This is a genomic window from Pseudomonas sp. FW300-N1A1, assembly GCF_058789115.1.
In genome coordinates this window covers 1-24,286 of sequence record NZ_JBYTBK010000027.1, presented here as the reverse complement: position 1 = coordinate 24,286, position 24,286 = coordinate 1, and the positions used below count along the sequence as shown (strand labels likewise).

The window sequence follows — 24,286 nt, the reverse complement described above, 5'->3', positions numbered from 1 at the left end:
ATAGCCCTCGCGGCCGATTGCGCCATGACCGTCCGACCGACGCATCCCTCAAAGCGCTGAAGGCCCAGGTCACAACCACCAGCGCAGTAGGAAAAAGAACGCCATGCTCAGCAACATGCTGATCAAGGTACTGCGGGTGTAGAGCACCAAGCCAATGGCCACCATCGAACTGAGCAGGTACGGATTGTCCCATTGCAGATTCAGTTGGTGGTCCGGCATGAACACGATCGGCCCGCAGATCGCCGTGAGCATCCCCGGCACCGCGAACCCGAGGAACTGCCGCGCATTGCTGCTCAGGCGCACCGGCAAGCGTGGTTCCAGGAACACGTAGCGGTTGAGAAACACCAGCAGCCCCATGCCGAAAATAACTGCCCAGACCATCATGTGCGTGCTCCATAAAACTTGTTGCAGACAAACCCGGCACTCATCCCCAGCAAACCGGCCAGCACCAGCGCCGACCCCACTTGCCAGTAGTTGAACAACACCGAACAGAACAACGAGACCGCCACGCACACCACCGTCGGGATACTGCGCACCACTGGGGTGATCAAGGCGATAAAGGTGGCGGCGATGGAGAAGTCCAGCCCCAGGTGTTCCAGCCCCGGAATGCTGCTGCCCAGCACAATGCCGGCCAGGGTGAACAGGTTCCACGCCACGTAAAACGTCAGCCCGACCCCCAGCGCATACCAGCGGTTGAACTGCTGCTGGTCGAATTGACTGGTCAGGGCGAAGAGTTCGTCGGTGAGCAAGAAGCCCAGCCCGACCCGCCAGCGGCCCGGCAGTGGCGACACTACGGGGCGCATGCTCATGCCGTACAGCAGGTGCTGGGAGGTCAGCAGCAAGGTGGTCAGCAGAATCGAGAAAATCCCGGCCCCGCCCTTGAGCATGCCAATCGCCACCAACTGCGCGGCACCGGCAAAGACGATGCTCGACAAGCCCTGGCCCTGCAATGGCGTGAGATTGGCCTCGATGGCCATGGAACCCGCCAGCAAGCCCCAGGGCGCGGTCGCCAGGGACAAGGGCATGACGGCAACGGCTCCGCGCAGAAAGGCACTGCGCGGCAATAACGTGTCAGACATAGCGCTCTACAACAAAGAAAGGGTTTGCAAATGTGTCAGTCAATCGGCCGCGTGTCTTGAACAATCTTGCGCGGTTGCACCTAGGGTCTGTTGACGTTTGGTGACGACCGCGACGGCGGCCCTTCGGGTTGCGCGCCAACGTGCGCGAGGCTGCGTTGCGGGATTTGCCAAGGGAACAACCATTGGCGGCATCCCGCGCCTTGCCTCGCGCACGTTGGCATCGCAACGCGGTTCGTCACCAAACGTCAACAGACCCTGGGGCTCAAAGCGTATTGCTCATCGCGGTCACCAACACCGGGTCGCGACTATAGATATCCGGGGCATACAGCAATCGGCCATGGCCGTCTGCTTGCACGGTCCAGTAGCTGAGCAGGATCGGCACGGGCACCGACAGCCTGAATTCGTGCGTGCGCCCGGTGGCCAGCAGCTCGGTGGTGCGTAGGCGTTCCGCCGGACTCAACAGCAGGTCGCGCAACTGCATGGCATGCTCGACCCGCACACAACCTGAGCTGAAGGCCCGTGGACCTTTCTGGAACAGCGCCTGGCTGGGGGTGTCGTGCAGGTACACGGAAAACGGATTGGGGAAGCGCACGGCCATCTGCCCCAGCGGATTTCTCGGTCCGGCATCCTGGCGCAGGAGGATGTTACCCGGGTTGTCCCAGTCGATGTCCTCCGCCGCTAGCGGGTTTCCATCACGGTCGAGCACCCGCAGGTCCTGCCGGCTGAGGAATGCCTGGTCCCGTCGGATTTCCGGCAGCTTGTCTTCACGCATGATGGTCGGCGGTACCGTCCAGGTCGGGTTCAGCGTCAGGCGTGTGACGTGGGACTTCAACAACGGGGTCTGGCGCTCGGCACGCCCGACCTGGGTGCGGGTCTGCCAGACCGGGACACCGTCCTGGAACACGGTCAACTGAGCGGCGGCCACATTGACCAACAGGCTGTCGGGTTCCATGTCCTGGGCCAGCCAGCGAAAACGCTCGAGGTTGATGCGCAGCTGCTCACGTCGTACCTGCGAGCTGATGTTCAGTTCGGTCAAGGTGCCCGGCCCGATAACGCCATCGGCTTGCAGCGAATGGCTGAGCTGGAAATTTTTTACCGCGCTGGCCAGCTCAGCGGTGTAATCCGTGCCGACCAGCACCGGCATGAAGGGCAAGTAGCCCTCGCCGAACAGCCGCTGAGCCAGTCCAGGTATGCGTGCATCCTGCATGCCGGGGCGCAATAAAGGCCCGCTGGCCACGACCGGCCAATGGGGCAGCAGTTGCTGACGCTGCAGGGAGTAGACCTCGCGCAGGCTGCGGTATTGCTCAAGGCCCGGGCGGGCGGCGTCAAAGGCCGCCGCCATGTCCTGCAAGCCGGATCCGGCAATGGCCAGCAGTTCGGCATTGCGATCCATCTGCGATGGCTGGGCACGCCACATCGGTTCGAAACGGCTTTGCTGCAAGCGGCCGTAACGCAGCTCCCGCAACGCTTGCAGGTAACGCAGGCTAATGCCGATATCGGTACACAGCGGGCCACCCACCGCCTCTTCCTTGGGCAGGCTGTAACGTTGCGGGTCCAGGCCGTCATCGGCCAACTGCGCCAACTGCGCCTGCAAGGCCGGCAAGCGTGCGTCGCCAGACCACACCGGGGCCTGGTTTTGCTGCTGGTAAAAAGCCTGCACCAACGCCAGCGCCGAAGCATTCGGGCGCATTTTCAGGCCCGGGCAATCCACCGGTAACTGGGTCAGCGCCAATGGCAACGGCGCGTCGTGATCAGCGAGCTCATTCTGGGCAGTCGCGACCAATGGCACAGCGAGCAAATAAAGGCTCAAGTAACATGCGTGCTTTTTGAACAACTGCTTTACTCCAATCCATGGCCGTCAGGTTTTGACGGTCGACCTCTGCAGCAGGTGCGGCGAGCGTCAGGCGAGCCCGTAAACGGACCTGCCCGGGGAGCGACAGGAAGTCGGGAGCCAACAGAAACAATGAGGACTCTCTACCCATGCTGACTTTTTTGCGCCGGATCTGTCTGGCAGTCACCACCCTTGGCGCCCTCTGCAGTCCGGCGCTCGCCGCCAGCACCACTCATCAGGCGTTGTATAACAGCCTCGCGCACGCCGCGCCGGAACTCAATCCCCAAGCGCTAAAAAGTGCCCTGAGCGCCATGCGATGCGCGGTCAACAATGGCGCCCGGCGGGCCGAGCACCTGGCCGTGATCGATTACTCGCAGCCGTCCACAGAGCGACGTCTGTGGATCTTCGATCTGCGCAAGAAAGCCCTGGTGTTGCGCGACCTGGTGGCCCACGGCCAAATGTCCGGTGAAAATTTTGCCACCCGATTCTCCAACCGCGTGGGCAGCTACCAGTCCAGTCTGGGGCTGTTTCGCACCCAGGAAAGTTATCAGGGCGCCCACGGCTATTCCCTGCGCATGGACGGCCTGGAGCCCGGTTTCAATGACCAGGCCCGTGATCGGGCGATCGTGATTCACGCCGCGGACTACGTAAGCCCGTTGTGGAGCGAGCGCCAGGGCCGCATCGGCCGCAGTCAGGGTTGCCCGGCGGTACGGCCACAGGTGGCACGCCAGGTGATCGACAAACTCAAGGACGGCCAGTTCATGTTTTCCTGGTATCCGGACCAGCGCTGGTTGAAGTCATCGCCCTATCTCAACTGCCAACCGCGCCAGGTGGCCAGCATCCTTGCCAACAACAAAGGCTAGCCGGTCACCTGAAAGGCTCCGCACAGGCGATTTTCCCTAGGGTCTGTTGACGTTTGGTGACGGCCGCGACGGATGCCCACCACCACACGTCAACAGACCCTAGCTATGATGGGAGACCATGACAGCCTCTTTGCCGATTCGCTCACCCTGCCCATCCGGCGCCTGCGATTGCGGGCGTGACCAGTTGCTGGAATCAGCCGGGACTGATGTGCGCATCCTGCAACTGACCCGGCCTGAGGAAAAGCGCCTGCTCGAACGTCTGGAAAACCTGCAGAGCCTGACCGATCTGCAGCGCCTGCGGCAGCGAATGTACGAGCAACTGGGCATTCGCGTGGAAATCACCCCCAGCGTCCATGAAGTGCGCAGCATGCTCGGCATCGGCATTCGGCTGCTGGAGCTGCCCGGATTGTGTCGCAAGACTCGCAAGACCATCCCCGCCGCCATTCGGCGCGGCCTGGAAAACCACCCGGAAATTGCCTACGAACTGCTCAACGAACACGACCTGTTGCGCGACGCCTGAGCCGGTGCAACGGGCACCCAGTCCCTTGGGTGGTGCCCTTGGGTTCAACTGCCGGTTTTCACCTTGCTCCACACCCGGGTTCTCACCCGCTCCATCTTCAGCGGCAAAGGCTCCAGCGGGAACAGCGTCGCCATGGTGGCGGCCGAGGGATACACGCCCGGGTTGTCGCGCACCTTCTGCTCGACCAGTGCGGTGGCGTCCTTGTTGGCGTTCGGGTAGCCCAGGTAGTTGGACGTCGCGGCAATGACCTCGGGGCGCAGCATGTAGTTGATGAAGCTCAGGCCCTGTTGCGGATGCGGTGCGTCATTGAGCAGGACCAGGTTTTCCACCCAGACCGGTGCCCCTTCACGGGGGATGCTGTAGACCAGATTGCGGCCGTTGCCCGCCTTCTCCGAGGCCAGTTGCGCGTCATACACACCGCCCGACCAGCCGAGCACCACGCAGACATTGCCGTTGGCCAGGTCGGAGATGAACCGGGATGAGTCGAAGTAGCGAATATACGGGCGGATCTTGAGCAGCAGCGCCTCGGCCTTGCGGTAGTCCTCGGGGTCATGACTGTTGTACGGCAGTCCGAGGTAGTGCAGTGCAACCGGAATGATTTCATTGGGAGAGTCCAGCATCGCCACGCCGCACTGGCTCAGCCTGGCAATGTTCTCTTCCTTGAAAATCAGGTCCCAGGAGTTGACCGGCGCCTGCGCGCCCAGCAATGCCGTGACCTTGTCGGCGTCGTAGCCCATGCCGGTGGTGCCCCACAGGTAGGGCGCGGCGAAACGGTTCCCCGGGTCGTTGCGCTGCACCTTGGCCAGGATCTCGGGGTCCAGGTGCGGCAGGTTCGGCAGCTGGCTGCGATCCAGTTCCTTGAGCACCCCGGCCTTGATCAGGTTGGGCAGCAGCTCGCTGCTGGCGACCACCACGTCATAACCGCTGCTCCCGGCCATGAGCTTGCTCTGCATCACATCGCCATTATCGAACACGTCATAGACCGTGGCGACGCCGGTTTCCTGCTGGAAGTTTTTCGTGGCATCCGGTGCGATGTAGTCGTACCAGTTGTAAATCGAGACGCTGGGTTCGGCGGCGCTGGCGCAGGCCATTCCCAGGCTGAGCAAAGCGGCCGCGGCCAGTTGCACGCTACACAGAGGTTTCATCGCAAGACTCCAGAGCGACGGCACGATCATCGGCCCGTTCGCGGGCGATGTCTGCTGAATGTGAAGAATAGGGCCAGTGCCGCACACGGCGCTGGCAGGCGCGGCTCAGGGGATCAGCAACTCACGACGCCCATCGGCGTGGTTGATCTGCTGGCAGGCCAGCGGCAATCGCCGGTCCTTGAGGTAGTCATAGTCCTGGCGCGAGGTGTGCAACGCCGCAAAGTCCAGCTCGACGACGTGCCGGCATTCCTCGCGCCCGGCTTCGAACAACAGCCGCCCCGACGGATCGACCACTGAGCTGGCGCCGGCAAAGATCAGATCGCCATCACCTTCCCCACATCGATTGACCAGCACGGCAAACGCCTGGTTTTCCTGGGCTCTTGCCAGGATCGCGGTGCGGTGCACCGGACCGAACGGGTCCATGTTGGCGTTGATCACCAGCATCAGGTCCACTCCCAGTTGGGCCAGCGCACGGGCCGGTTCCGGGAACTCGATGTCGTAGCAGATCAACAGCCCCACCCGCACGCCTTTGTACAGGGTGGTGGCAAATCGGTCCCCGGGCTGGACCACCCCGCACTCCGAAGGCCACAGGTGGGTCTTGCGATAACTCAAGGCAATGCCTTGGGGGGTCAGCAGCAACGAGGTGTTGAAGAAGTCCTCGCCCTCACGCTCGGCGAAACCCACCACCACCGCCACATCCCGTTCACGCACCGCCTGCAGCACCGCCCGCACTGTCGGCCCGTCCACGGTTTCGGCTACCTCGCCGAGTCGTTCGGCGCAGGCAAACCCCATCAGGTGGGTTTCCGGAAACACCAGCACATCGGTGTCCGCAGCGCACGTGGCGATAGCGTCCAGGGTTCGTTGCAGGTTATAGGCCGTGTCGCCATCGCGACCGGCCAGCTGTACCAGTTCAATCTTCATGGGTTGTCTTTCGACCTCGTCACAGCGGATTCGATAGCCCTGAACCAGGGCTGCAACCGAGTATGGAGCGCCGGCCAACGGCGGCGTAATTACGTCGAAGGGGTAACCCGAGAGGGGTAGTCGGGCCCGCCCCGGTAGCTCAGGCACCGCCATCTTCGTGGCGAGGGAGCTTGCTCCCGCTCAGGAAGCGAAGCGGCCCTTAAAGCGATGGACACTGTCGTTCTGACGGAACACGTGGACTTGATGGGGCCGCTGCGCAGCCCAGCGGGAGCAAGCTCCCTCGCCACGGTGATATGACTCAAAGCCTGCTGTGCATGGTGGCAAACAGCACATTGACCTCGGGAAACCTGGAAATGAAATCCGCCGGCATGGCGATGACCTTGCGGCTCGGGTAGTCGAAAAACACAAAGCCCGATTTCGCCAGGGCAATCAGTGTCCCGTCGGCCGGACGGGTGATACGGAAGATGATGTCGCCGCCATACTTGTTCAGGTCCATCAGCCCCACCTCGAACCGCAACTGATCCCGGGCGCGGGCTTCTGCGCGATAGACCGTCGCCAGGTCAGTCACGATGATGTCGTCGATGCTCACCCCATACTCAAACAACATTCGCGCACGCGCCTCGGAAATCATCGAGATCATCGAGTCGTTGGCCAGATGATGGGCGGCGTTGACGTCCGTCACCCGGACAGTCAACGCGGTGGCATAGAAAAACGGGTTCTGCGGGAAGTCCAGGTGCAGGCGGGCCATGCTGATTCTCGTCACGGGAAAAGAGTTGGCCACTGTTGTTCAGCCGTGGGCAAACAGCGTCAGCGCTATCAGACAATTTGCGATCATGGGGCAGCCGCAGGCGCTGATGGCCCACGCTCCAGGTCAGCGATATTTGCATTCATGACCGCACGCCTAGAAGATGGCGACAGCACGATCGCTTCGGCGCTGACTATCCTGATGTTATCGAGCCTGTCGGCCCGCTCTCATCGTTCTCAGGGAATTTAGAATGACAGCAAGACAAGTAATCAATGCTTCGGTGAGCCCCAAAGGCAGCCTGGAAACACTGTCCCAACGCGAAGTTCAACAATTGAGCGCCGCAGGGTCAGGCAGCATCTACTCTCTCTTTCGCCAATGCGCCCTGGCCATCCTCAATACCGGCGCCCATGTCGACAACGCCAAGACCATTCTGGAAGCCTATCGCGACTTCGAGATTCGCATTCATCAACAAGACCGTGGTGTACGCCTGGAATTGCTCAACGCACCGGCGGACGCCTTCGTCGACGGCGAAATGATCGCCAGCACCCGCGAAATGCTGTTCAGCGCCCTGCGTGACATCGTGTACACCGAGAACGAACTGGACAGCCAGCGCATCGACCTCGACTCCTCGCAAGGCATCAGCGACTACGTGTTCCACTTGCTGCGCAACGCCCGCACCCTGCGCCCCGGCGTGGAACCCAAGATTGTCGTGTGCTGGGGCGGTCACTCGATCAGCAGCGAGGAATACCAGTACACCAAAAAGGTCGGTCACGAACTCGGCCTGCGCAGCCTGGACGTCTGCACCGGTTGCGGGCCGGGGGTCATGAAGGGCCCGATGAAGGGCGCCACCATTTCCCACGCCAAGCAACGGATCATCAACGGCCGCTACCTGGGCCTGACGGAGCCCGGCATCATTGCCGCCGAGGCACCGAACCCGATCGTCAACGAACTGGTGATCCTGCCTGACATCGAGAAGCGCCTGGAGGCCTTCGTGCGTGTCGGCCACGGCATCATCATTTTCCCGGGCGGTGCCGGCACGGCCGAGGAGTTCCTCTACCTGCTCGGGATCCTGATGCACCCGGACAACCGCGACCTGCCCTTTCCGGTCGTCCTGACCGGCCCGCGCAGCGCAGAACCCTACCTGCAGCAGTTGCACGCGTTCGTCGGTGCCACCCTGGGTGAAGAAGCCCAGAGTCACTACGAGATCATCATCGACGACCCGGCCGAGGTCGCCCGGCAGATGGTCCAGGGGCTCAAGGAGGTCAAGCAGTTCCGCCGCGAGCGTAACGATGCGTTCCATTTCAACTGGCTGCTGAAGATCGACGAAGGCTTCCAGCGCCCGTTCGACCCCACCCACGAAAACATGGCCGGCCTGCAACTGCGCCACGACCTGCCCGCCCATGAACTGGCGGCCAACCTGCGCCGCGCGTTTTCCGGGATCGTCGCCGGTAACGTCAAGGACAAGGGCATTCGCCTGATCGAAGAACATGGCCCTTACGAGATCAACGGCGACGCGGCCGTCATGCAGCCGCTGGACAAACTGCTGCAAGCCTTTGTGGCCCAACATCGCATGAAGCTGCCAGGTGGCGCCGCGTATGTCCCGTGCTACCGGGTCATCAGTTAAGCGCACCCTCGACTGACCGGCCCGGAACCCAGGTTCCGGGTCTGCCCAGGCCCCAGCCCCCGCCTTACGATTGCTCCCACTGCGCCACCTGCCGGGCACTGATGCTCACCCCGCCACAGACCACTATCACCACATCGTGGGCATCGGCAATGGCCGGGTGGTCCAGATAGGCCACGGCCAGCGAAACACCGCACGCCGGTTCCACCAATTGGCGCAAATCATCGGCATAACGCACGACCCCCATGATGGCGTCGGCATCCGGCAACACCACACAAGTGTGGGGGAACCGGCCGATGTGCTGCACCGGCCACTGCGCCACCTGCAGTGCACCCAATGAGCTGGCAACACTGTTGATCCCGGCGAGCTTGACCGGGTGCCCGGCCTTGAGCGCCGCCGCGAATGAGGCCGTGCCCTCGGTTTCGCAGGCGATGATCCGGCAATCCAGCCGGGCGTGGCGGATCAGTCCGGTGAGCACGCCGGCCAGCAAGCCACCGCCGCCCACCGACAGCACCACCGTATCGACCTGAGGGCAGTCCTCAAGGATCTCATCGACCATCGTGCTGTGCCCTTCCCACAGTGTCGGGTGGTCGAACGCTGGCACGTATTCGGTATCGGCGTCCCTGGCCAGTTCCAGCGCCAACTGATTGGCCTCGTCCCAGACCTTGCCGTGCACCCTCACCTCGGCCCCGGTCCTGGCAATGCGCGCCCGGGTCGATTCAGGGGTGGTGTCCGGCACAATGATGATCGCCGCCAGGCCCAATGCAGCAGCCGCGACAGCGGTGGCATAGCCGGCATTGCCACCGGAGGGGCAGACCACTTTCTGCTTGCCCTGCAAGGCCGCCTCGGTACACAGCAGGCCCATACCGCGCATTTTGAAAGAGCCACCCGGTTGCAGGTTTTCCAGCTTGAGCCAGATGCGCCGGCTCGCGGTGCTCAGCCCCGGGTGCAGCACCAGGGGCGTTCTGATATGCAGCATTAGGGCCTCCCGACATGACCGGATGGACGGCAACCCGCTAGCGGTGCCGACTGAAAATGCGCTGTACACCTGAGTCTAGCTTCCTGCGCCCTCACCCACGCGAGCCTGCCGATTACCGCATGGCGGGAACTGCCAGGACCACGGTCCCCGGGTGCCTATACTCACATGCGTTGATCCTCGCGCCGGAGAGCCGTCATGCGCACCGTTCACATCATCGAAGCCGACCAGACCCCGGCGCCCGTCAAGGTTGTGGGCGAAAACATCACCATTCTCGCCGAGGGCGACCTGAGCAAACCCTTCGAAATGCATATCCAGGAAGGCGTGCAGGGCGGCGGCCCGCCCCCGCATTTCCACCCCTGGGACGAAGCCTTCTACGTCATCGACGGCCAGGTCGAGATCACCGTGGATGGCTGCTCCACCACCATGACCCGCGGCGGTTACGTGCATATCCCGGCCGGCACGATTCACGCTTACAAAAACCTCAGTGCCCGCGCCAAGATCATCGGGGTGGTCTCCGACCCCAGGGGCGGCAAGCTGTTCACCGCCCTGGATCAGCTCAAGGTGCCCGAGGACCTGCCGCAGATCCTGGCGATTGCCGAGCAGTTCGGCGTTACCTTTCTACCGTGGGCTGCACGCGAGTAAACATGCAGCGACTGACCAATGCGGGAGCGACCGTCATTTCGCGCCGTAGACGTCGAAATCGAAGTACTTGTCGTTGATCCGCGCGTACGTGCCGTTGGCCAGAATCGTCGCCAGCGCCTTGTTCAGGTCTTCGCGCAGTTCGAGGTCGTCCTTGCGCACGCCGATACCATCACCGACGCCAAAGAACTCGGGGTGATCCAGGGTGCCACCGGCAAAGGTGTAGTCCTTGCCCACCGGCTTGTTGAGAAACCCGTAGCTGGCCTGGATCGAGCCCTGTAACGAGGCATCGAGCCGGCCTACCACCAGGTCGGCATAAACCTGGTCCTGATTCTGATAGGACAGGACCTCCACGCCCTGGGTGCCCCAGACGGCTTTGGCAAAGGCCTCCTGAGTCGAGCCCTGCTCCACGCCGACGCGCTTGCCCTTGAGCGACTCGATGGTGGGCTGCAGGTCCGCCCCACGCTTGATGACCAGGCGGGCCGGTGCGTTGGACACCTTGTCGGTAAAAGCAATCCGGGTCTGGCGCTTGGGGGTGACGGTCATCGACGACGCAATGGCGTCGAACTTGTGGGCCAGCAGTCCCGGAATCATCCCGTCCCAGCTGCTTTCAACCCAGACGCATTTGGCCTTCAGCTCTGCACACAGGGCTTGGGCGATGTCGACGCCAAAACCGGTCAGCGTGCCATCCTGGTTTTTGTATTCCAGCGGTGGGTATGTCGGGTCAACCGCCAGCCTCAACACTTTGCCGGACCAGTCGGCCGCTCCGGCCAGGCCGGATGCCGAGATCAACACCAGTGAAACCGCCGCAATCATCTTGTTCATGGTTATTTTCCTCCAGGGAGCTCGCCGAGCCGGGTTGACTGCACATGGGTACAGACGGGTTGCTTGAACCACTGCGCCTCAGCGCAGAAAACCTTCCACCAGCTTCACCCAATAACTCGCGCCTATCGGCAGGCAGGCATCGTTGAAGTCGTAACCGGGGTTATGCAGCAAACAGCCGTTGTCGCCCAGGCCATTACCGATCACCAGGTAACTGCCGGGGCATTGTTGCAGAATGAACGCAAAGTCTTCACTGGCGGTAAAGGGCCGCAGGTCGTCGATCAAGTGCCCCGCTCCCAGCCAGTCTTGTGCGACCTGGCGGGCGAACGCGGTCTGCTCGGGATCGTTGATCAACACCGGATGACAATGCTGGTAGTCGATGTCGGCCCGCGCCCCGAAACTGGCGGCCTGCCCCTGCACCAGATCGGTGATCCGCCGTTCCAGCAAGCCGCGCACCTCGGGGGTCAGCGCGCGCACGCTCAGGCTCATCTCGGCGGATTCGGGAATCACGTTCGACGCGCTCCCGGCATGGATCGAACCCACGGTGATAATCGCCATCTCCTGCGGGCTGACATTGCGCGAGACGATACTTTGCAAGGCGATCACGATCGAGGCGCAGACCACCACCGGATCGACCGCCTTGTGCGGTACCGCACCATGGCCGCCCGTGCCAATGACCTTGATCGTCACCGTATCGGCGCTGGCCATGAACGGGCCACTGTAGAAACCCAGTTGCCCCGCCGGATAGCCTGGCACGTTGTGCATGGCAAACACCGCATCGCAGGGGAAGCGCTCGAGCAGCCCGTCTTCGAGCATTGTTCTTGCGCCACCCAGGCCCTCTTCGGCCGGTTGGAAAATCAGCTGCACGGTGCCATTGAAGTCCCGGGTGTGGGCCAGGTGCCTGGCCGCTGCCAGCAGGGTTGCGGTATGACCATCGTGGCCGCAGGCATGCATCACACCGTCGACCCGGCTGGCATAGGGCAAGCCGGTGGTTTCCTGAATCGGCAGTGCATCCATGTCGGCGCGCAGCCCGATGGAACGCCCTACGCCATTACGCAGCGTCGCCACCACGCCGGTCCTGCCCACGCCGGTGCTGACGTCATAGCCCCACTGGCTCAGGCACTGCGCCACCAGCGCACTGGTGGCGAACTCCTCGAACCCAAGCTCGGGATGGGCGTGTATGCGTTGACGCAGGCTGATCATTTCCTCTTGCTGTGCAGCGATTCCCGGCAAAACATGACCCGCGTCCACGGCACTACTCCTCGGTAGATTCAGTCGGCGGCCAGAGCCTGACCGACATTGCTGGCGTCGATCTTAGGCACTGGAATACCGGCTGGGGAGGCTCAGTTTGGTTATGATGACAACCCATGGTTGTCATCAGGGTGAGCGCATGAAGCTGCATCAATTACAAGCGCTGGTCGCCAGTGCCGAAACCGGCAGCATCCGCGCCGCCGCCCGCTCGCTGGAGGTGTCCCAGGCCGCCGTCACCAAGGCCTTGCGTGAACTGGAAAGCACACAGCAGCTGCCTCTGTTCGTCAGAACCCCCAGCGGCCTGACTTTCACTGATTACGGCAAGGTGCTGCTGACCCACGCGCGACTGGTGCTCAAGCAACTGGAGCATGCGCAAACCGAGCTCGATCACCTGCGCGGCAAGGCCCGGGGCCGGCTCTGCGTCGGAGTCACGCCCTGGGTCGCGCTGACCTTCCTGCCGGAAGTGGTACTGGCCTTTCGCGCACGCATGCCGGACATTCAACTGGAACTGTTCGAAAGCCTGATGGCGGTGGCCCAGCCGTTGCTGCGTGACGGCAGCATGGACTTCGCCATCGGCCAATTGCACCCGGCCCAGGCGACCACGGAATTTGCCTGCGAAACCCTGCTGGACTACCAGACCTCGGTGCTGGTGCGCCAGGGCCACCCGCGACAAGGGGCACGGTCGCTGCACGAACTGCTGGATCTGGACTGGACCCTGAACTATGCACCCGACGGCCACGACGCCTTGATGCAGGAATTGTTCTGGAAGCACGGCGCGCAGATCGACGAGAAACGCATCGTCCGCGCCCATTCACTGGCGATTTTGCAAATGATGGTGGAGCGGGCAGACATGTGTACCTGGGGGCCGTCGCTGCTGAGCACCGCCCCGCCCTTCCTCGGACGCCTGGTGTCGCTGGAACTGCAGGAGCAGTTCGAGCCGCGTCAACTGAGCATCGTCACCCGTCGCAATGGCGCACTCAGCCAGCCGGCGCTGTGCTTCACCGATTGCCTGTTGCAGGTCATTCGCCGCCACGCCCGCTCCGCGAAACAGGCAGACCGGGCGCTGTTCGAGACGCTGCGCGTGTTGGTCTGAAGCGCGGGCACCCAGCCTCCGGTCACCCTTCCAGCGGCCATTGGGCCAAAGCCCGATAGCGGCCTTTATGGGATTCGAACAGCACGAAGTGCCTGGCGCTGAGCTGAAAATCCGGGGCCGTTATCGATTCAGGAACCGGCGCCCGGTATTCACGCATCAAGGTCAGGTGCGGGCGAAACTCCCGTGGCGCGTCTTCCAGCCCGAGCGGCAGCATCGCTTGCTGCAAGGCATACACCAGCTCAAGCAATGGCCGCGACGCCTGCACCGGGGCGAGGAGCAGGATGCCGGCCCGGCGCCAGACGTCCAGGCGATCGAGGACCACCCTCAGCGGCTCGCCTGGTGGTCGAACCGTCGCGGCCGCGCTGCAGATCGCCGGAATCTGCCGGACCGGCACAGCCCCCAGAAACATCAGGGTCAGGTGAAAGTTCTCAGCCGGTACCGGCCGCCCAAGAGATAGCCCCAGAGCACTGCGCCATTGGGCAATCGCCCGGCGCTGCGCCGGCGCACAGGGCAAGGCGAAAAACAAACGCTTGAAGGGTTCGCGTTGTTCACCAGGTCCGCTGTTCATGTCCACGACCTCTAGGCGTCCACGCCGGTTACTGTTCGGGTACAACCACGCGAAAGCGGATGTTGATCTCGTTGGAGACCACCCCGAAATCCGCCCACTCACCCTCGCCGATATCAAAGTCGGCGCGCTTGAGGATGAAGTTGCCATCAAAAATGCCAATGGCGCTGTCCGGCTTCAAGGTGATCTGTGCGCCCACCTCGCGGGTCAGGCCCTTGAGTGTCAGTAACCCTTCGACCTGATAACGGTTATTGCCCAGCGCCGTCACCCGGTTCGAGACAAACCGGGCCTGCGGGTAGACGGCCGTGTTGAACCAGCCTGGCTTTTTCAGTTCGCTGTTGGCGTCACGGTTGCCGACATCGATGCTGTCCAGATCAATGGTCAGCGCTGCACGGGCCGCCGCCGGGTTCGCCGAGTCGAAGTCGATGGTCGCCTCGAACCTGCTGAAGGTGCCGTACACCCGCGACCCCATCTGGTGGTAGGTGAAGGTGATCTGGCTGGCCGTCGCATTCACCTGCTGGTACCGAGCCGCGTCGGCACCGATCGGCACCGCGAAAGCCAGCATGACCAACCAGGCACTTGCGCGCACAACTCGATCGCTCATGGGAGGCTCCAAAGGGTGAGCGGGCTCATGGGTGAGGTTTTTGCCGTCGGGGCAGCATGCGCTCAAGCACCTCATCACGGTCGACGAAATGATGCTTGAGCGCGGCGCCGGTGTGGATGACCACCAGCGCCAGCAGCAGGTAATTCAGTGCCTGGTGCAACACTATGAGGCGCTCCCCCAGCCCGACGTCCCTGGCCAGCAAGTCGGGTAACGGCAGGACGCCGAACCAGGAGGTCTGGAAACCGAGGGCCGAACTCATCAACCAGCCGCTCAGTGGAATGACGAGCATCAGCCCGTACATCAACCCGTGATTGACATGGGACACCCACCGCAACATCGGGGCCACCGTGGCGGGCAGCGGTGGCGCGGGATGGCTCAAGCGCCAGCCCAGCCTGATCAGCACCAGCAGGAACAGGGTCACCCCGGCCCATTTGTGCCACGCGTACAGCTTCAGCTTGGTGGGAGACAGGGCAAGGTCGGGCATGTAGAGGCCCAGCGCAAAGGTACCGATCAGCCCCAGCGCCACCAGCCAATGCAGATAAATCGCCGTGCGGGTATAACGATCATTCATGAGCGCTCCGTGACGACCGACGCTGTGCCCGATGCAACGACACTGCCTGACAAGGTTCGCTACATTGTTGATCCGTACCGGTGCCTGTGCAAATCCAATAAGCAGGCCTTGCCCCTAATGCCGGTCAGTTAAGAGAAATAAAGCCGAACACGAAACCTGTGGCGAGGGAGCTTGCTCCCGCTGGGCTGCGTAGCAGCCCCAAAACAGGGCCGCTTTGCGCCCCAGCGGGAGCAAGCTCCCTCGCCACGGGTTCTATGTTCGGCTGGTCTTTGGCTTAACTGACCGGCATTAGGCCTTGCCCCCGGTATTGTGGTTAAAATGCCGCCCCCTCACATTGCTGGCCCCTGCTCGATGAACCCTGACGCTCTCGCCACCCTGCACAACCACTTGTTGACGGCCCTGGCAGCGATACCCGATGAAACCCGTCGCCTGTTTCACGGCCGGGGTCGCTGCTGGCCAGGGCTGGAGCAACTGACCGTCGACTGGATGCAAGGCATCGTGCTGGTTGCGTTGTTCAAGGAGCCAGAGCCGCAACAGCTGGAGGCGCTCAAAACGCTGCTGCTGCAGATCAGCCAGTCACCTGAATGGCAGCAGTCCGGCGCCCACTCCTTGCTGCTGCAACACCGCTACCTGCCGCAAAGCACCACCGAATGGCTGCTGGGCCAGGAAGTCGAGGAATGGACGCTCACCGAGGGCGACCTGCGCTACCGGATCGACCTGGGCAAGAAGCAGAACAACGGACTGTTCCTGGACATGCGTTACGGGCGCAATTGGGTCAAGGCCAATGCCCAGGGCAAACGGGTCCTGAACCTGTTCGCCTACACCTGCGGTTTTTCCGTGGCGGCCATCGAAGGCGGCGCCGAGCATGTGGTCAACCTGGACATGTCCCGCGCCGCCCTGAGCCGGGGCCGTGACAACCATCGGCTCAACGGGCATGACCTGGGCAAAGTGAGCTTTCTCGGTCACGACCTGTTCAAGTCCTGGGGCAAGGTCATCAACAACGGGCCTTACGACCTGGTGATCATCGACCCGCCATCCTTTCAGAAAGGCAGCTTCCTGCTGACCAAGGACTACCAGCGCGTACTGCGCCGCCTGCCGGAACTGCTCAGCCCCCGGGGCACGGTGCTGGCCTGCATGAACGACCCGGCCTTCGGTCCGGACTTCCTGATCGACGGTGTCACCCGCGAGGCCCCCGCCCTGCACTTTGCACAACGCCTGGAAAACCCGCCGGAGTTTCCCGACACCGACGTGCAAAGCGGCTTGAAGGCCCTGGTGTTCACCCTGGCTGAGTAAGCACGCAAAGCGCCGCCGTCGAAACACTGAAAAGCCCGTCCAGGCTGACGATGCGCAGATCATCCTGTCCAACTGAAGGCCACCGTCTGTCAGTCCATGGGAATGGCTGCTGGATAGTGCTTACATTGAGAGGATGCTGGTCGCTCGACTGCGGCACCCGCACCTGCAGGCAGAGCCCTTGCACTTGTCCAGCGGCACGGCGTCGGCGCGGGGCATGGATACCCGACAGGACTGGACTCACGGTTGGAGACAGGACATGAAAATCGTCGTTATCGGCGGTACGGGCCTGATCGGCAAAGCGCTCTGCAACAAACTGCACGAGATGGGCCATGAAGCCCTGGCCGCATCGCCAAGTCGGGGCGTCAACACCCTCACCGGCGAAGGGCTGCAAAGCGCCTTGCACGGCGCCGAGGTGGTGGTCGACGTATCGAACTCACCGTCATTCGAGGACGTTGCCGTCCTGGACTTCTTTGAAACCTCTGGACGCAACCTGCTCAAGACCGAGGCCGCCGCCGGCATCAAGCACCATGTGGCGCTATCGGTGGTGGGCACCGAGCGGATGCTGGAAAGTGGTTATTTCCGGGCCAAGATGGCTCAGGAACAACTGGTCAAGGACTCGGGTATCCCCTACACCCTGCTGCGGGCCACGCAGTTTTTCGAGTTCATCGAGAGCATTGCGCAATCCGGGTGCGAAGGCAGTTGTATCCGGCTGACCACCGCCGACCTGCAACCGGTCGCCTCGAGTGACGTCGCGACGGCACTGGCGAAAATCGCCGTGCAGGCACCCGCCAACCAGACCCTGGAAGTGGCTGGTCCCGATCGCTGGCCGCTGGTCGAGTTTGCCCGGGTATGGCTGCACCACAATCACGATCCGCGCCAGATCATCGCCGACGATAAGGCCCATTACTTCGGTGCGCAGATCGATGACTTGTCCCTGACACCCGGGAACCAACCGATCATCGGGCCGACCCACTTCGAAACCTGGCTGAAAAGCCAGGCCTGACGGCTCAGCCCCCCGTTGAGGGAGGCCCAATGCCGGTGCTGGCAGTGGCGACATAAGCGGGTTGATTCAGCGCCTCGCCCGCCAGCACCCATTGCTGGAATGCTTCGTACGATAGCGGCGCAGAGAACAGATTGCCCTGCCCGACCTCATAACCCTGGGCCTGGAGAATGTCACGCTGGACGGCATGCTCGATACCTTCGGCCACCACCAGCAGGCACAGCCCCTTGCCAATGCCGATGACCGATTCGCTCAAGGCACGACAGGAACCATCGAGCTCCAGATCGTCGACAAAACTCTTGTCCAGTTTCAGCTCACTGATCGGCAGATGGCGCAGGTACCCCAGGCTGGAGTAACCCGTGCCAAAGTCATCGATGGCCAGGCGCACACCCAGTGCATGCAGGTCCCGCAGGGTTTGTTCCGGACCCGGGCTGCTGGACAGCAGTACGCCCTCTGTCACTTCCACGCACAAGTCGGCAGGCTGCAACGCCCATCGCTGCAATTGCTGGGCGATCTGCCCCGCCAGATTCAGATTTTGGAAATTGAGCGGAGACAGGTTGATCGACAGGGAAGGCACCGTCACGCCTTGTCGACGCCACTGCGCCAGGTGCTCGCAAGCCTCCTGCAGGACCCATTGGCTCAGGTCGTTGATCAACCCGCACTCCTCCGCCAAGGGTATGAACCGATCGGGCGAGATACTGCCCAGGATCGGATGGTTCCAGCGCGCCAATGCCTCGACGCCCACCAGGCGTCCACTCTTCAATGCCACTTGTGGCTGATACACCAGCACCAGCCCATCATTGGCCAGGGCGTCACGCAGCGCGGTCTCCAGCATCAAGCGCTCCAGGGCAATCTGGTTCATTTCTTCGAGAAAGAAGCGGAAGCCGCCAGGTTCCGTGCGCTTGGCCTGGTACATCGCGATATCGGCACACTGCAGCAGGCTCTCCATATCCTGCCCGTCACCGGGGAACATGCTGATGCCGATACTGGCCGACAGCACCACGGGGGTGCCGGCAATGCTGGCCGGGAAACCCAGGATCATTTTCAGCCGCTCAAGAAAGCCGGTGACCCGCGTGGCATTGATCCTGGGCAGTACCAGCACGAACTCATCGCCGGACAAGCGCCCGGCGATGTCCGACTCCCGCAGCACGCTACGCAAGCGTTGCGCCATGACTTGCAGCAACTCATCGCCGGCGGCGTGCCCCAGGGCATCGTTGACCTGCTTGAAGCGATCCAGATCGATAAACAGCACTGCAAGCTCGGCCTGTTCCTGCTCCACCTCGACCAGGCAGCGTTGTGCCTGAGCCAGCAGGAAGTCGCGATTGGGCAGGCCGGTCAAGGCATCGTAGAAGGCCATTCGGCGAATGGATTGCCGGGCCTCTTCACGCTCCAGCGCCAGCATGCACAGGTGCGTCCCGGCCGTGACCAGGTGCGCATGCAGCGGATCCGGTGCGCGGCATTCCCTGAAGTACAGCGCAAAGGTGGCCACCACCCGTCCGGCGCCATTGCGCACGGGAATCGACCAGCACGCGCGCAACCCTGCCTGTTCGGCCAGCGACCGGTATTGCGCCCACAACGGGTCGTGATCGATGTCGGTGACCAGCACCGGTTCGCCGCGATAGGCGGCCGTACCGCACGACCCGGCCACGGGCCCTATGGACAAGCCTTCGATTGCCCTGGAGTAGTCCGTCGGCAAGCCAGGACCGGCCAGCGGGTGCAGGATCCCGTCCGGGTCCACGCTCAGGATCGAGACGATGACTTCAGGCGCAATGCGCTCAATCTCCTGGCACAGCAGGGTCAACACGTCTTCCAGGGGTTCCTCTTTCAACAACGCCCCGATGACCTTTTCCTGTAGCACCTCGTGCAGCTTTGAGCGGGTAATGTCGGTGAGCACGATCACGATGTTGTCGACCTTGCCTTGGGCATCGAACACCGGGGTGGACGAAACATGCACCCACAACCGCTGGCCATTGCGCTTGCGGATCAGCGCACTGGCTTCGCTGGACTGCCCCAGCAGCACCCCTTCCAGCGCCGTATGCGCAGAGGCGTCAGCCAGACCGTCGGCGACAAAGAACATCATGGGCGAATGCCCGATCACTTCCTCGCGTCCATACCCCAGCAATTGCACAAGCCCGTCATTGACATAGATCAGGCGCGTATCGGCGTCGACGATGCAGGTGGCCGAGCTGGTGACATTGACCGACATCGACAGCAAGCGGTGCTCGATATCGTTCAACCGTGCCTGGGTAATGTCCTTGAGGAAAGCGGCATACAGGATCCGGCCCGGCAAGGTGATCTTCGAGATGGACATGGCGCCCCAGCGCTCTTCACCATCCTGGCGCGCGATGCGCACATCGCGGCTGACCCCGACGATCTTGTTGACCCCGGTCTCGCGGTTCGCGCTGACATAACCATCGTGGTAGGCACGTATGGCCTCGGGCACCAGCGAACCGACGTTACTGCCCAGCACGTCCAGGCGATGACAGCCCCAAAAGCGCTCGGCCGCGGCATTGAAAAACACCACGTTGTTCAGGTCATCGATGACCACCACCGCATCCACTGCCTGTTCCAGGGTCTGCACGAAAAAGTCTTGCGCATCCCGGGCACTTGCCAGCCTGACTCTGGTGTCCATTGCTGTCACTTGTTCAAGCCACCACTGACCCGCATCCCTGACTGCAGGTGGGGCGCCATAGGAACCCTCGGAACTGGAAGGAGTCCTGATCGCAGTAACGCTAAATACGGTTTGCTGATAGTGAACAGTAGGGGTTATTCACTTTTGTACGACAACGACGGCACCGTTCTGCCGGTGCAAAATCACAGAATAGTCGCGAAATGATGGCCCTATCGAAAATAGTCAGGCAGCTCGTCAGCCCACGGAAATACCTACGCTGCATGCGACTAGCGGTACTTGAGCGCGCGCCCTCATCTTTCTACGATAACTTTACGCAATGGCTTGAGTGCTCCAGCCGTTGCGTGAGTGGCGAGTGTTCTGAACCCCAATCAAGCTCGCCACTGGTTCCACGTGCATCTTGAGCCTCTGGGCTCTACTTCCTCCCCATCAAAGAGCTTTGAGGCTCTTTTTTTGACCGGCAAACGTGCCACAAGCACTCAAGCCCGGTACTTGCCCGCCGTGCTGGTCGCTACGGGGTCGCACTGGCATTGCTTGGGTGCCTGAAACAGACCGGTCGCCCCGTCCCCCCTCCTGATCCGCCAGATACAGCCAGATGCGCAGTAGGACATTTCCTGATTTTTTACAGCCTATTGAGGCCAGAAATCAGACCCGCTTAGAGTGGGGGGGCTGCGGCAACATCGATCACCCCCTCCCCCCGGAAACGTTGACGACCGCTGGCTGATCGACGAACGCCGGCCACTCGACAAGGAGTCCCCATGCCCCGTCAAAGCGACCTGCGCTTCACCTTCGAGCCCCTGCAAGGCGACGCCTTCGAGGTGGTCGAGTTCGAGCTGGAAGAGGGCCTGTCCCGCCCCTTCAAGCTGACCCTGGACCTGGCCAGCCACGACCCGGCCATCGACTTCAACCGCGTGCTCGACCTGCCGGCGTTGTTCACCCTGTGGCGCGGCGAGACCGCGGTGCGTTATGTCCACGGCCTGGTCAGCCTGTTCAGCCAGGGCGACACCGGTTTTCGCCGCACCCGCTACCGCGCCGTGGTCGAACCGGCGCTGGCCCGCGCGGGCCTGTGTTCCAACTGGCGGATTTTCCAGGGCAAGACCGTGCCCGAGATCATTGCTGCCGTGCTCAAGACCCAGCGCCTGGGCGATGTGCAACCGATCATCTGCTTCGACCACCAGCCCCGCGAATACTGCGTCCAGGCCGGGGAGACCGACCTCGACTTCATCGACCGGCTGGCCGCCGAAGAAGGCCTGCTCTACTGCTTCGAACACCGCGCCGACGGCCACCGCCTGATCCTCACCGACCGCGTCGGTGGCCTCGGCAGCATCGGCTCCGACGAAGACTGTAACGTGCGCTACCAGCCCATGGCCGGCGGCGATTCGCCGGAACCGGCCCTGCAGCGTTTCCACTACACCGAGCAGGTCCGCAGCGCACGCCAGGTGCAGCGCGACTACACCTTCAGCCACCCGCGCTACAACCTGCAGCACCGCGCCGACGGCGGGCGCGAGCTGAACAACCAGCACAAGGACTACGAACGTTACGACTACCCCGGCCGCTACAAACGCGATGCCGCCGGCAAACCCTTCACCCAGACCCGCCTCGCCGCCCTGCGCAACGACGCCCGGCTGGCCCACTTCGACGGCGACGACGCGCGCCTGCAACCGGGCCTGGCCTTCGGGCTGACCGAACACCCACGCGAAGACTTCATCACCCGCTGGCGCACGATCAGCCTCCACCACACCGGCCAACAACACAGCAGCCAGCAGGAAGACGCCAGCGCCAGCGAGCACGGCACCGCCTACCACTTCAGCGCCACGGCGATCCGCGGGGACGCCGACTGGAAAGCCCCGCTGCGCGACAAACCATGCATCGACGGCCCGCAGATCGCCACCGTGGTCGGCCCGCCGGGCGAGGAGATCTATTGCGACGAATGGGGCCGGGTCAAGGTCTGCTTCCCCTGGGACCGCGAAAACGAAGCCTACGAACACAGCTTCCGCCCGGACAACACCAGCCAGGCCTTCGAACACAGCTCCTGCTGGATCCGCGTCACCCAGGGCTGGGCCGGCGCGCTGTGGGGCGCCATGGCCGTGCCGCGCATCGGCCAGGAACTGATCATCAGCTACCTGGACGGCGACCCCGACCAACCCATCGCCACCGGCCGCGCCTACCGCGCTGACAACCGGCCGCCCTACGAGCTGCCGAAACACAAGACGCGCATGACGCTCAAGAGCAAGACCCACAAGGGCGAGGGTTTTAATGAGCTGCGCTTCGAGGATGAACTGGGGCAGGAGGAGGTGTTTATCCATGCGCAACGGGATCAGAACAACCGGGTCAAGAACAATGAGACCACGGAGGTTGGCAATGACCGTAGCGAGGTGGTGGGGAATGATGAGCAGGTCCGCGTCGGCCACAATCAATCCCACGAAATCGGCGGTGATCGTAACCTGTCCATCGGTCATGACCACGAGATCCGCATTGGCCAGGATCGCTGGGAACAGGTCGGCAATGACCGTTATGAAGCCACTCAGGTCAACCACCGCAGTGACGTGGGCGGCCATCGTGAGGAGACAGTCAAGGGCCATCACCACCTGACCGTGGGCCAGGGCATGCACCACCGCACGACGGTCTATCAATTACAGGCCAGCGAACGCCTGGTGTTTCAAGGTCCCGGTGGCAGCATCACGCTCGATGCCGAGGGAATACACCTCACCGGTGTGACCATTAACTTGCAAGGGCCGGTCACAACGACCGCTTCCGGCAGCAGTCAGGCCCCGAAACTCCAGCTCAGTCCCGAACTCGGCCAGCGCTGCGTGGAGAAAAGCCAATGAACCTCTCGACGATTCAGGGAATTCTGGCCGAGCAGCATGCCGCCGATTGCAACTTGTACCTGCTGCTCGATCCGCTCGCCGGCTGCGCATCCACCGATCCGCTACACATCGACGCATTACGGCACGCACTGGGTGAGCGTGCCGTTACACGCCTGCCCCGCCCGGATCTGGCTCATTCGCCGCAAGATTGTCCAGCCTTGGTGACCCTGGCGTCCCCCGGCGAGTCGCCCTGCACACAGCGACTGCGACAACTGGCCCTTCGCTCCCAGATCGACCTTGTCCAGCCGAAACGCTATGTGTGCGGCTTACTCAGCAGTCCTGAACCGGCCGAAATCATCAGCGCCCATATCCTCTCGCTCGGTCACCTTCCAACAGAACAAGGCCAGCCGTTCATTCCAGTCTATGAACCCCTGCGCCTGGAGTTACTGGCGGCCTGCGTCAACCACCTCAAACAGGGACGTTGGTGGCCGATCCGCCACTGGGTGTTTCCCACCAGCAGCGGTACCTGCAGCGTATTGATCGGCGACCCCAAACACTGTTTCCCTCCAGATCCTGAGGCGGCTTCCGTGCAACAGGACGTCATTCTGGTTTCAGCCCTGCTGAGCAGTTGGCGCCAGAGCCTGCAACAGCCACTGACCTTTGCCCCCACACGCTGGACCGGCCCTACTTCGTTGCCTGCGTCGGCGGCCGTGCAGGCCTATGCGCACATTTGTCTGGCCAGAGGGCTGGGGCTGCACGACCACGACGACATCCGGAAGCTGGCCTTGCACAGCCTGATGCTCCATCCACGCGTGCATGAACATGCCAGAGTCCGCGCCCTCATTGGGCAGGCCGTCCGGGAACAGACGCAACTGGGTGCATTGCTCGCCCCTTACACCGACAGGGCTTGGCAACGGGTCGTGTCGGACCTGACCTATTCAGGAGCAGCCCGATGACCCTCGGCGATCAAATCAACATCATCGTCGCCGAAACCGACTTCTCCACCGATCAGTGCAGGGCGTGCGAGCGCCAGGGCCTGCCGATCCTGCCCCTGCGCCAGGCCCTGGTCCCACAGCCCATGAGCCCTCCGTTCGTCTCCGAGAGCGGCCAGGTCGAGACCCGCCTGGGCTTGCGCACCTTGCGTGCCGGCTACCTGTATGTCCTGCTGGACCGCTCGATCTGGCACGCCTACCAGGTCACCCCCGACGGTTATTTGCGCCAGTTCAATCCGTATGCGCCACCGGTTGCCAACGAGACCTTGCTGGCACCGCGCTGCGTCTCGGCCGATCACGATGCCCCGGCTTCCTT

At 62.6% G+C, this 24,286-nt stretch carries 24 protein-coding genes; 11 read left to right on the top strand and 13 right to left on the bottom strand.

Annotation, left to right across the window (positions count from 1 at the left end):
• Positions 1 to 69: 69 nt before the first annotated feature.
• From AC3WQN_RS17865 to AC3WQN_RS17855, 3 genes are all read right to left on the bottom strand, one after another.
• Positions 70 to 381 (bottom strand): AzlD domain-containing protein, encoded by a 312-nt coding sequence (locus AC3WQN_RS17865; protein WP_178081959.1) that lies wholly within the window; start codon positions 379 to 381, stop codon positions 70 to 72.
• A complete protein-coding gene (locus tag AC3WQN_RS17860; protein WP_095146876.1) occupies positions 381 to 1,079 on the bottom strand; it encodes an AzlC family ABC transporter permease in 699 nt (232 codons plus the stop codon). Before AC3WQN_RS17860 ends, AC3WQN_RS17865 begins: the two co-directional genes overlap by 1 nt.
• 262 nt (positions 1,080 to 1,341) lie before the next feature.
• Positions 1,342 to 2,913, bottom strand: coding sequence for a L,D-transpeptidase family protein (locus AC3WQN_RS17855; RefSeq protein ID WP_103402127.1), 1,572 nt, complete (start codon positions 2,911 to 2,913; stop codon positions 1,342 to 1,344).
• 146 nt (positions 2,914 to 3,059) lie between these two features.
• On the opposite strand from AC3WQN_RS17855, the gene AC3WQN_RS17850 reads away from it, so the two are divergent.
• Entirely contained in the window at positions 3,060 to 3,773 is a 714-nt protein-coding gene (locus tag AC3WQN_RS17850) for a murein L,D-transpeptidase catalytic domain family protein (protein WP_103402126.1), read from the top strand.
• A 118-nt stretch (positions 3,774 to 3,891) separates the two neighbouring features.
• Positions 3,892 to 4,293, top strand: a complete 402-nt coding sequence (locus tag AC3WQN_RS17845; protein ID WP_103402125.1) for a hypothetical protein — start codon at positions 3,892 to 3,894, stop codon at positions 4,291 to 4,293.
• Positions 4,294 to 4,337: 44 nt separating this feature from the next.
• On the opposite strand, the gene AC3WQN_RS17840 is transcribed toward AC3WQN_RS17845, so the two are convergent.
• The 3 genes from AC3WQN_RS17840 to AC3WQN_RS17830 all read right to left on the bottom strand — a co-directional run bounded on the left by AC3WQN_RS17840 (position 4,338) and on the right by AC3WQN_RS17830 (position 7,107).
• On the bottom strand, positions 4,338 to 5,438 hold the full coding sequence (locus AC3WQN_RS17840) for a polyamine ABC transporter substrate-binding protein (RefSeq protein WP_103402124.1): 1,101 nt from the start codon (positions 5,436 to 5,438) through the stop codon (positions 4,338 to 4,340).
• 105 nt (positions 5,439 to 5,543) lie between these two features.
• Entirely contained in the window at positions 5,544 to 6,359 is an 816-nt protein-coding gene (locus tag AC3WQN_RS17835; RefSeq protein ID WP_103402123.1) for a carbon-nitrogen hydrolase family protein, read from the bottom strand.
• Positions 6,360 to 6,657: 298 nt separating this feature from the next.
• The gene (locus AC3WQN_RS17830) at positions 6,658 to 7,107 is read right to left on the bottom strand and encodes a thioesterase family protein (protein WP_103402122.1); all 450 of its coding nucleotides are present in this window, start codon (positions 7,105 to 7,107) and stop codon (positions 6,658 to 6,660) included.
• Between AC3WQN_RS17830 and AC3WQN_RS17825 the strand changes: the two genes are divergently transcribed.
• Entirely contained in the window at positions 7,106 to 7,252 is a 147-nt protein-coding gene (locus AC3WQN_RS17825) for a hypothetical protein (RefSeq protein WP_158248624.1), read from the top strand. The genes AC3WQN_RS17830 and AC3WQN_RS17825 overlap by 2 nt on opposite strands.
• 102 nt (positions 7,253 to 7,354) lie before the next feature.
• Positions 7,355 to 8,728 carry a nucleotide 5'-monophosphate nucleosidase PpnN gene (gene ppnN / locus AC3WQN_RS17820; protein ID WP_095083122.1) on the top strand — a complete coding sequence of 458 codons (1,374 nt, stop codon included), beginning with the start codon at positions 7,355 to 7,357 and terminating at the stop codon, positions 8,726 to 8,728.
• A gap of 64 nt (positions 8,729 to 8,792) precedes the next feature.
• Here ppnN and AC3WQN_RS17815 read toward each other — a convergent pair whose 3' ends face one another.
• Positions 8,793 to 9,704 carry a pyridoxal-phosphate dependent enzyme gene (locus tag AC3WQN_RS17815; RefSeq protein ID WP_103402121.1) on the bottom strand — a complete coding sequence of 304 codons (912 nt, stop codon included), beginning with the start codon at positions 9,702 to 9,704 and terminating at the stop codon, positions 8,793 to 8,795.
• A 195-nt stretch (positions 9,705 to 9,899) separates the two neighbouring features.
• Between AC3WQN_RS17815 and AC3WQN_RS17810 the strand changes: the two genes are divergently transcribed.
• Positions 9,900 to 10,346 (top strand): cupin domain-containing protein, encoded by a 447-nt coding sequence (locus AC3WQN_RS17810; protein WP_103402120.1) that lies wholly within the window; start codon positions 9,900 to 9,902, stop codon positions 10,344 to 10,346.
• 33 nt (positions 10,347 to 10,379) lie between these two features.
• On the opposite strand, the gene AC3WQN_RS17805 is transcribed toward AC3WQN_RS17810, so the two are convergent.
• A complete protein-coding gene (locus tag AC3WQN_RS17805; protein ID WP_103402119.1) occupies positions 10,380 to 11,168 on the bottom strand; it encodes an ABC transporter substrate-binding protein in 789 nt (262 codons plus the stop codon).
• Between the two features lie 78 nt (positions 11,169 to 11,246).
• Positions 11,247 to 12,368: a M20 aminoacylase family protein gene (locus AC3WQN_RS17800; RefSeq protein ID WP_103402129.1), complete on the bottom strand. Its 1,122-nt coding sequence runs from the start codon at positions 12,366 to 12,368 to the stop codon at positions 11,247 to 11,249.
• A 151-nt stretch (positions 12,369 to 12,519) separates the two neighbouring features.
• Between AC3WQN_RS17800 and AC3WQN_RS17795 the strand changes: the two genes are divergently transcribed.
• Complete coding sequence (locus AC3WQN_RS17795) at positions 12,520 to 13,509, top strand: LysR substrate-binding domain-containing protein (protein ID WP_178081958.1); 990 nt, start codon at positions 12,520 to 12,522, stop codon at positions 13,507 to 13,509.
• A 22-nt stretch (positions 13,510 to 13,531) separates the two neighbouring features.
• Here AC3WQN_RS17795 and thpR read toward each other — a convergent pair whose 3' ends face one another.
• From thpR to AC3WQN_RS17780, 3 genes are read right to left on the bottom strand one after another with little or no spacing between them, the layout of a single operon-like run.
• Positions 13,532 to 14,077 carry an RNA 2',3'-cyclic phosphodiesterase gene (gene thpR, locus AC3WQN_RS17790; RefSeq protein WP_103402117.1) on the bottom strand — a complete coding sequence of 182 codons (546 nt, stop codon included), beginning with the start codon at positions 14,075 to 14,077 and terminating at the stop codon, positions 13,532 to 13,534.
• 28 nt (positions 14,078 to 14,105) lie between these two features.
• On the bottom strand, positions 14,106 to 14,678 hold the full coding sequence (locus tag AC3WQN_RS17785) for a YceI family protein (protein ID WP_103402116.1): 573 nt from the start codon (positions 14,676 to 14,678) through the stop codon (positions 14,106 to 14,108).
• Between the two features lie 25 nt (positions 14,679 to 14,703).
• Positions 14,704 to 15,249, bottom strand: a complete 546-nt coding sequence (locus AC3WQN_RS17780; RefSeq protein ID WP_103402115.1) for a cytochrome b — start codon at positions 15,247 to 15,249, stop codon at positions 14,704 to 14,706.
• Between the two features lie 351 nt (positions 15,250 to 15,600).
• On the opposite strand from AC3WQN_RS17780, the gene AC3WQN_RS17775 reads away from it, so the two are divergent.
• Together AC3WQN_RS17775 and AC3WQN_RS17770 are read left to right on the top strand one after the other, a co-directional pair.
• Positions 15,601 to 16,542 (top strand): class I SAM-dependent methyltransferase, encoded by a 942-nt coding sequence (locus tag AC3WQN_RS17775; protein WP_103402114.1) that lies wholly within the window; start codon positions 15,601 to 15,603, stop codon positions 16,540 to 16,542.
• A 256-nt stretch (positions 16,543 to 16,798) separates the two neighbouring features.
• On the top strand, positions 16,799 to 17,545 hold the full coding sequence (locus AC3WQN_RS17770) for an SDR family oxidoreductase (RefSeq protein WP_103402113.1): 747 nt from the start codon (positions 16,799 to 16,801) through the stop codon (positions 17,543 to 17,545).
• 4 nt (positions 17,546 to 17,549) lie between these two features.
• Here AC3WQN_RS17770 and AC3WQN_RS17765 read toward each other — a convergent pair whose 3' ends face one another.
• Positions 17,550 to 20,174 carry an EAL domain-containing protein gene (locus tag AC3WQN_RS17765; RefSeq protein WP_103402112.1) on the bottom strand — a complete coding sequence of 875 codons (2,625 nt, stop codon included), beginning with the start codon at positions 20,172 to 20,174 and terminating at the stop codon, positions 17,550 to 17,552.
• A 755-nt stretch (positions 20,175 to 20,929) separates the two neighbouring features.
• Here AC3WQN_RS17765 and AC3WQN_RS17760 point away from each other — a divergent pair.
• The 3 genes from AC3WQN_RS17760 to AC3WQN_RS17750 all read left to right on the top strand — a co-directional run.
• Positions 20,930 to 22,999: a type VI secretion system Vgr family protein gene (locus AC3WQN_RS17760; RefSeq protein ID WP_492589203.1), complete on the top strand. Its 2,070-nt coding sequence runs from the start codon at positions 20,930 to 20,932 to the stop codon at positions 22,997 to 22,999.
• Positions 22,996 to 23,934: a hypothetical protein gene (locus AC3WQN_RS17755; protein ID WP_103402417.1), complete on the top strand. Its 939-nt coding sequence runs from the start codon at positions 22,996 to 22,998 to the stop codon at positions 23,932 to 23,934. Before AC3WQN_RS17760 ends, AC3WQN_RS17755 begins: the two co-directional genes overlap by 4 nt.
• Positions 23,931 to 24,286: toxin VasX (locus tag AC3WQN_RS17750; protein ID WP_492606947.1), on the top strand; the 356-nt coding region annotated here is incomplete at its 3' end. The genes AC3WQN_RS17755 and AC3WQN_RS17750, both read left to right, overlap by 4 nt.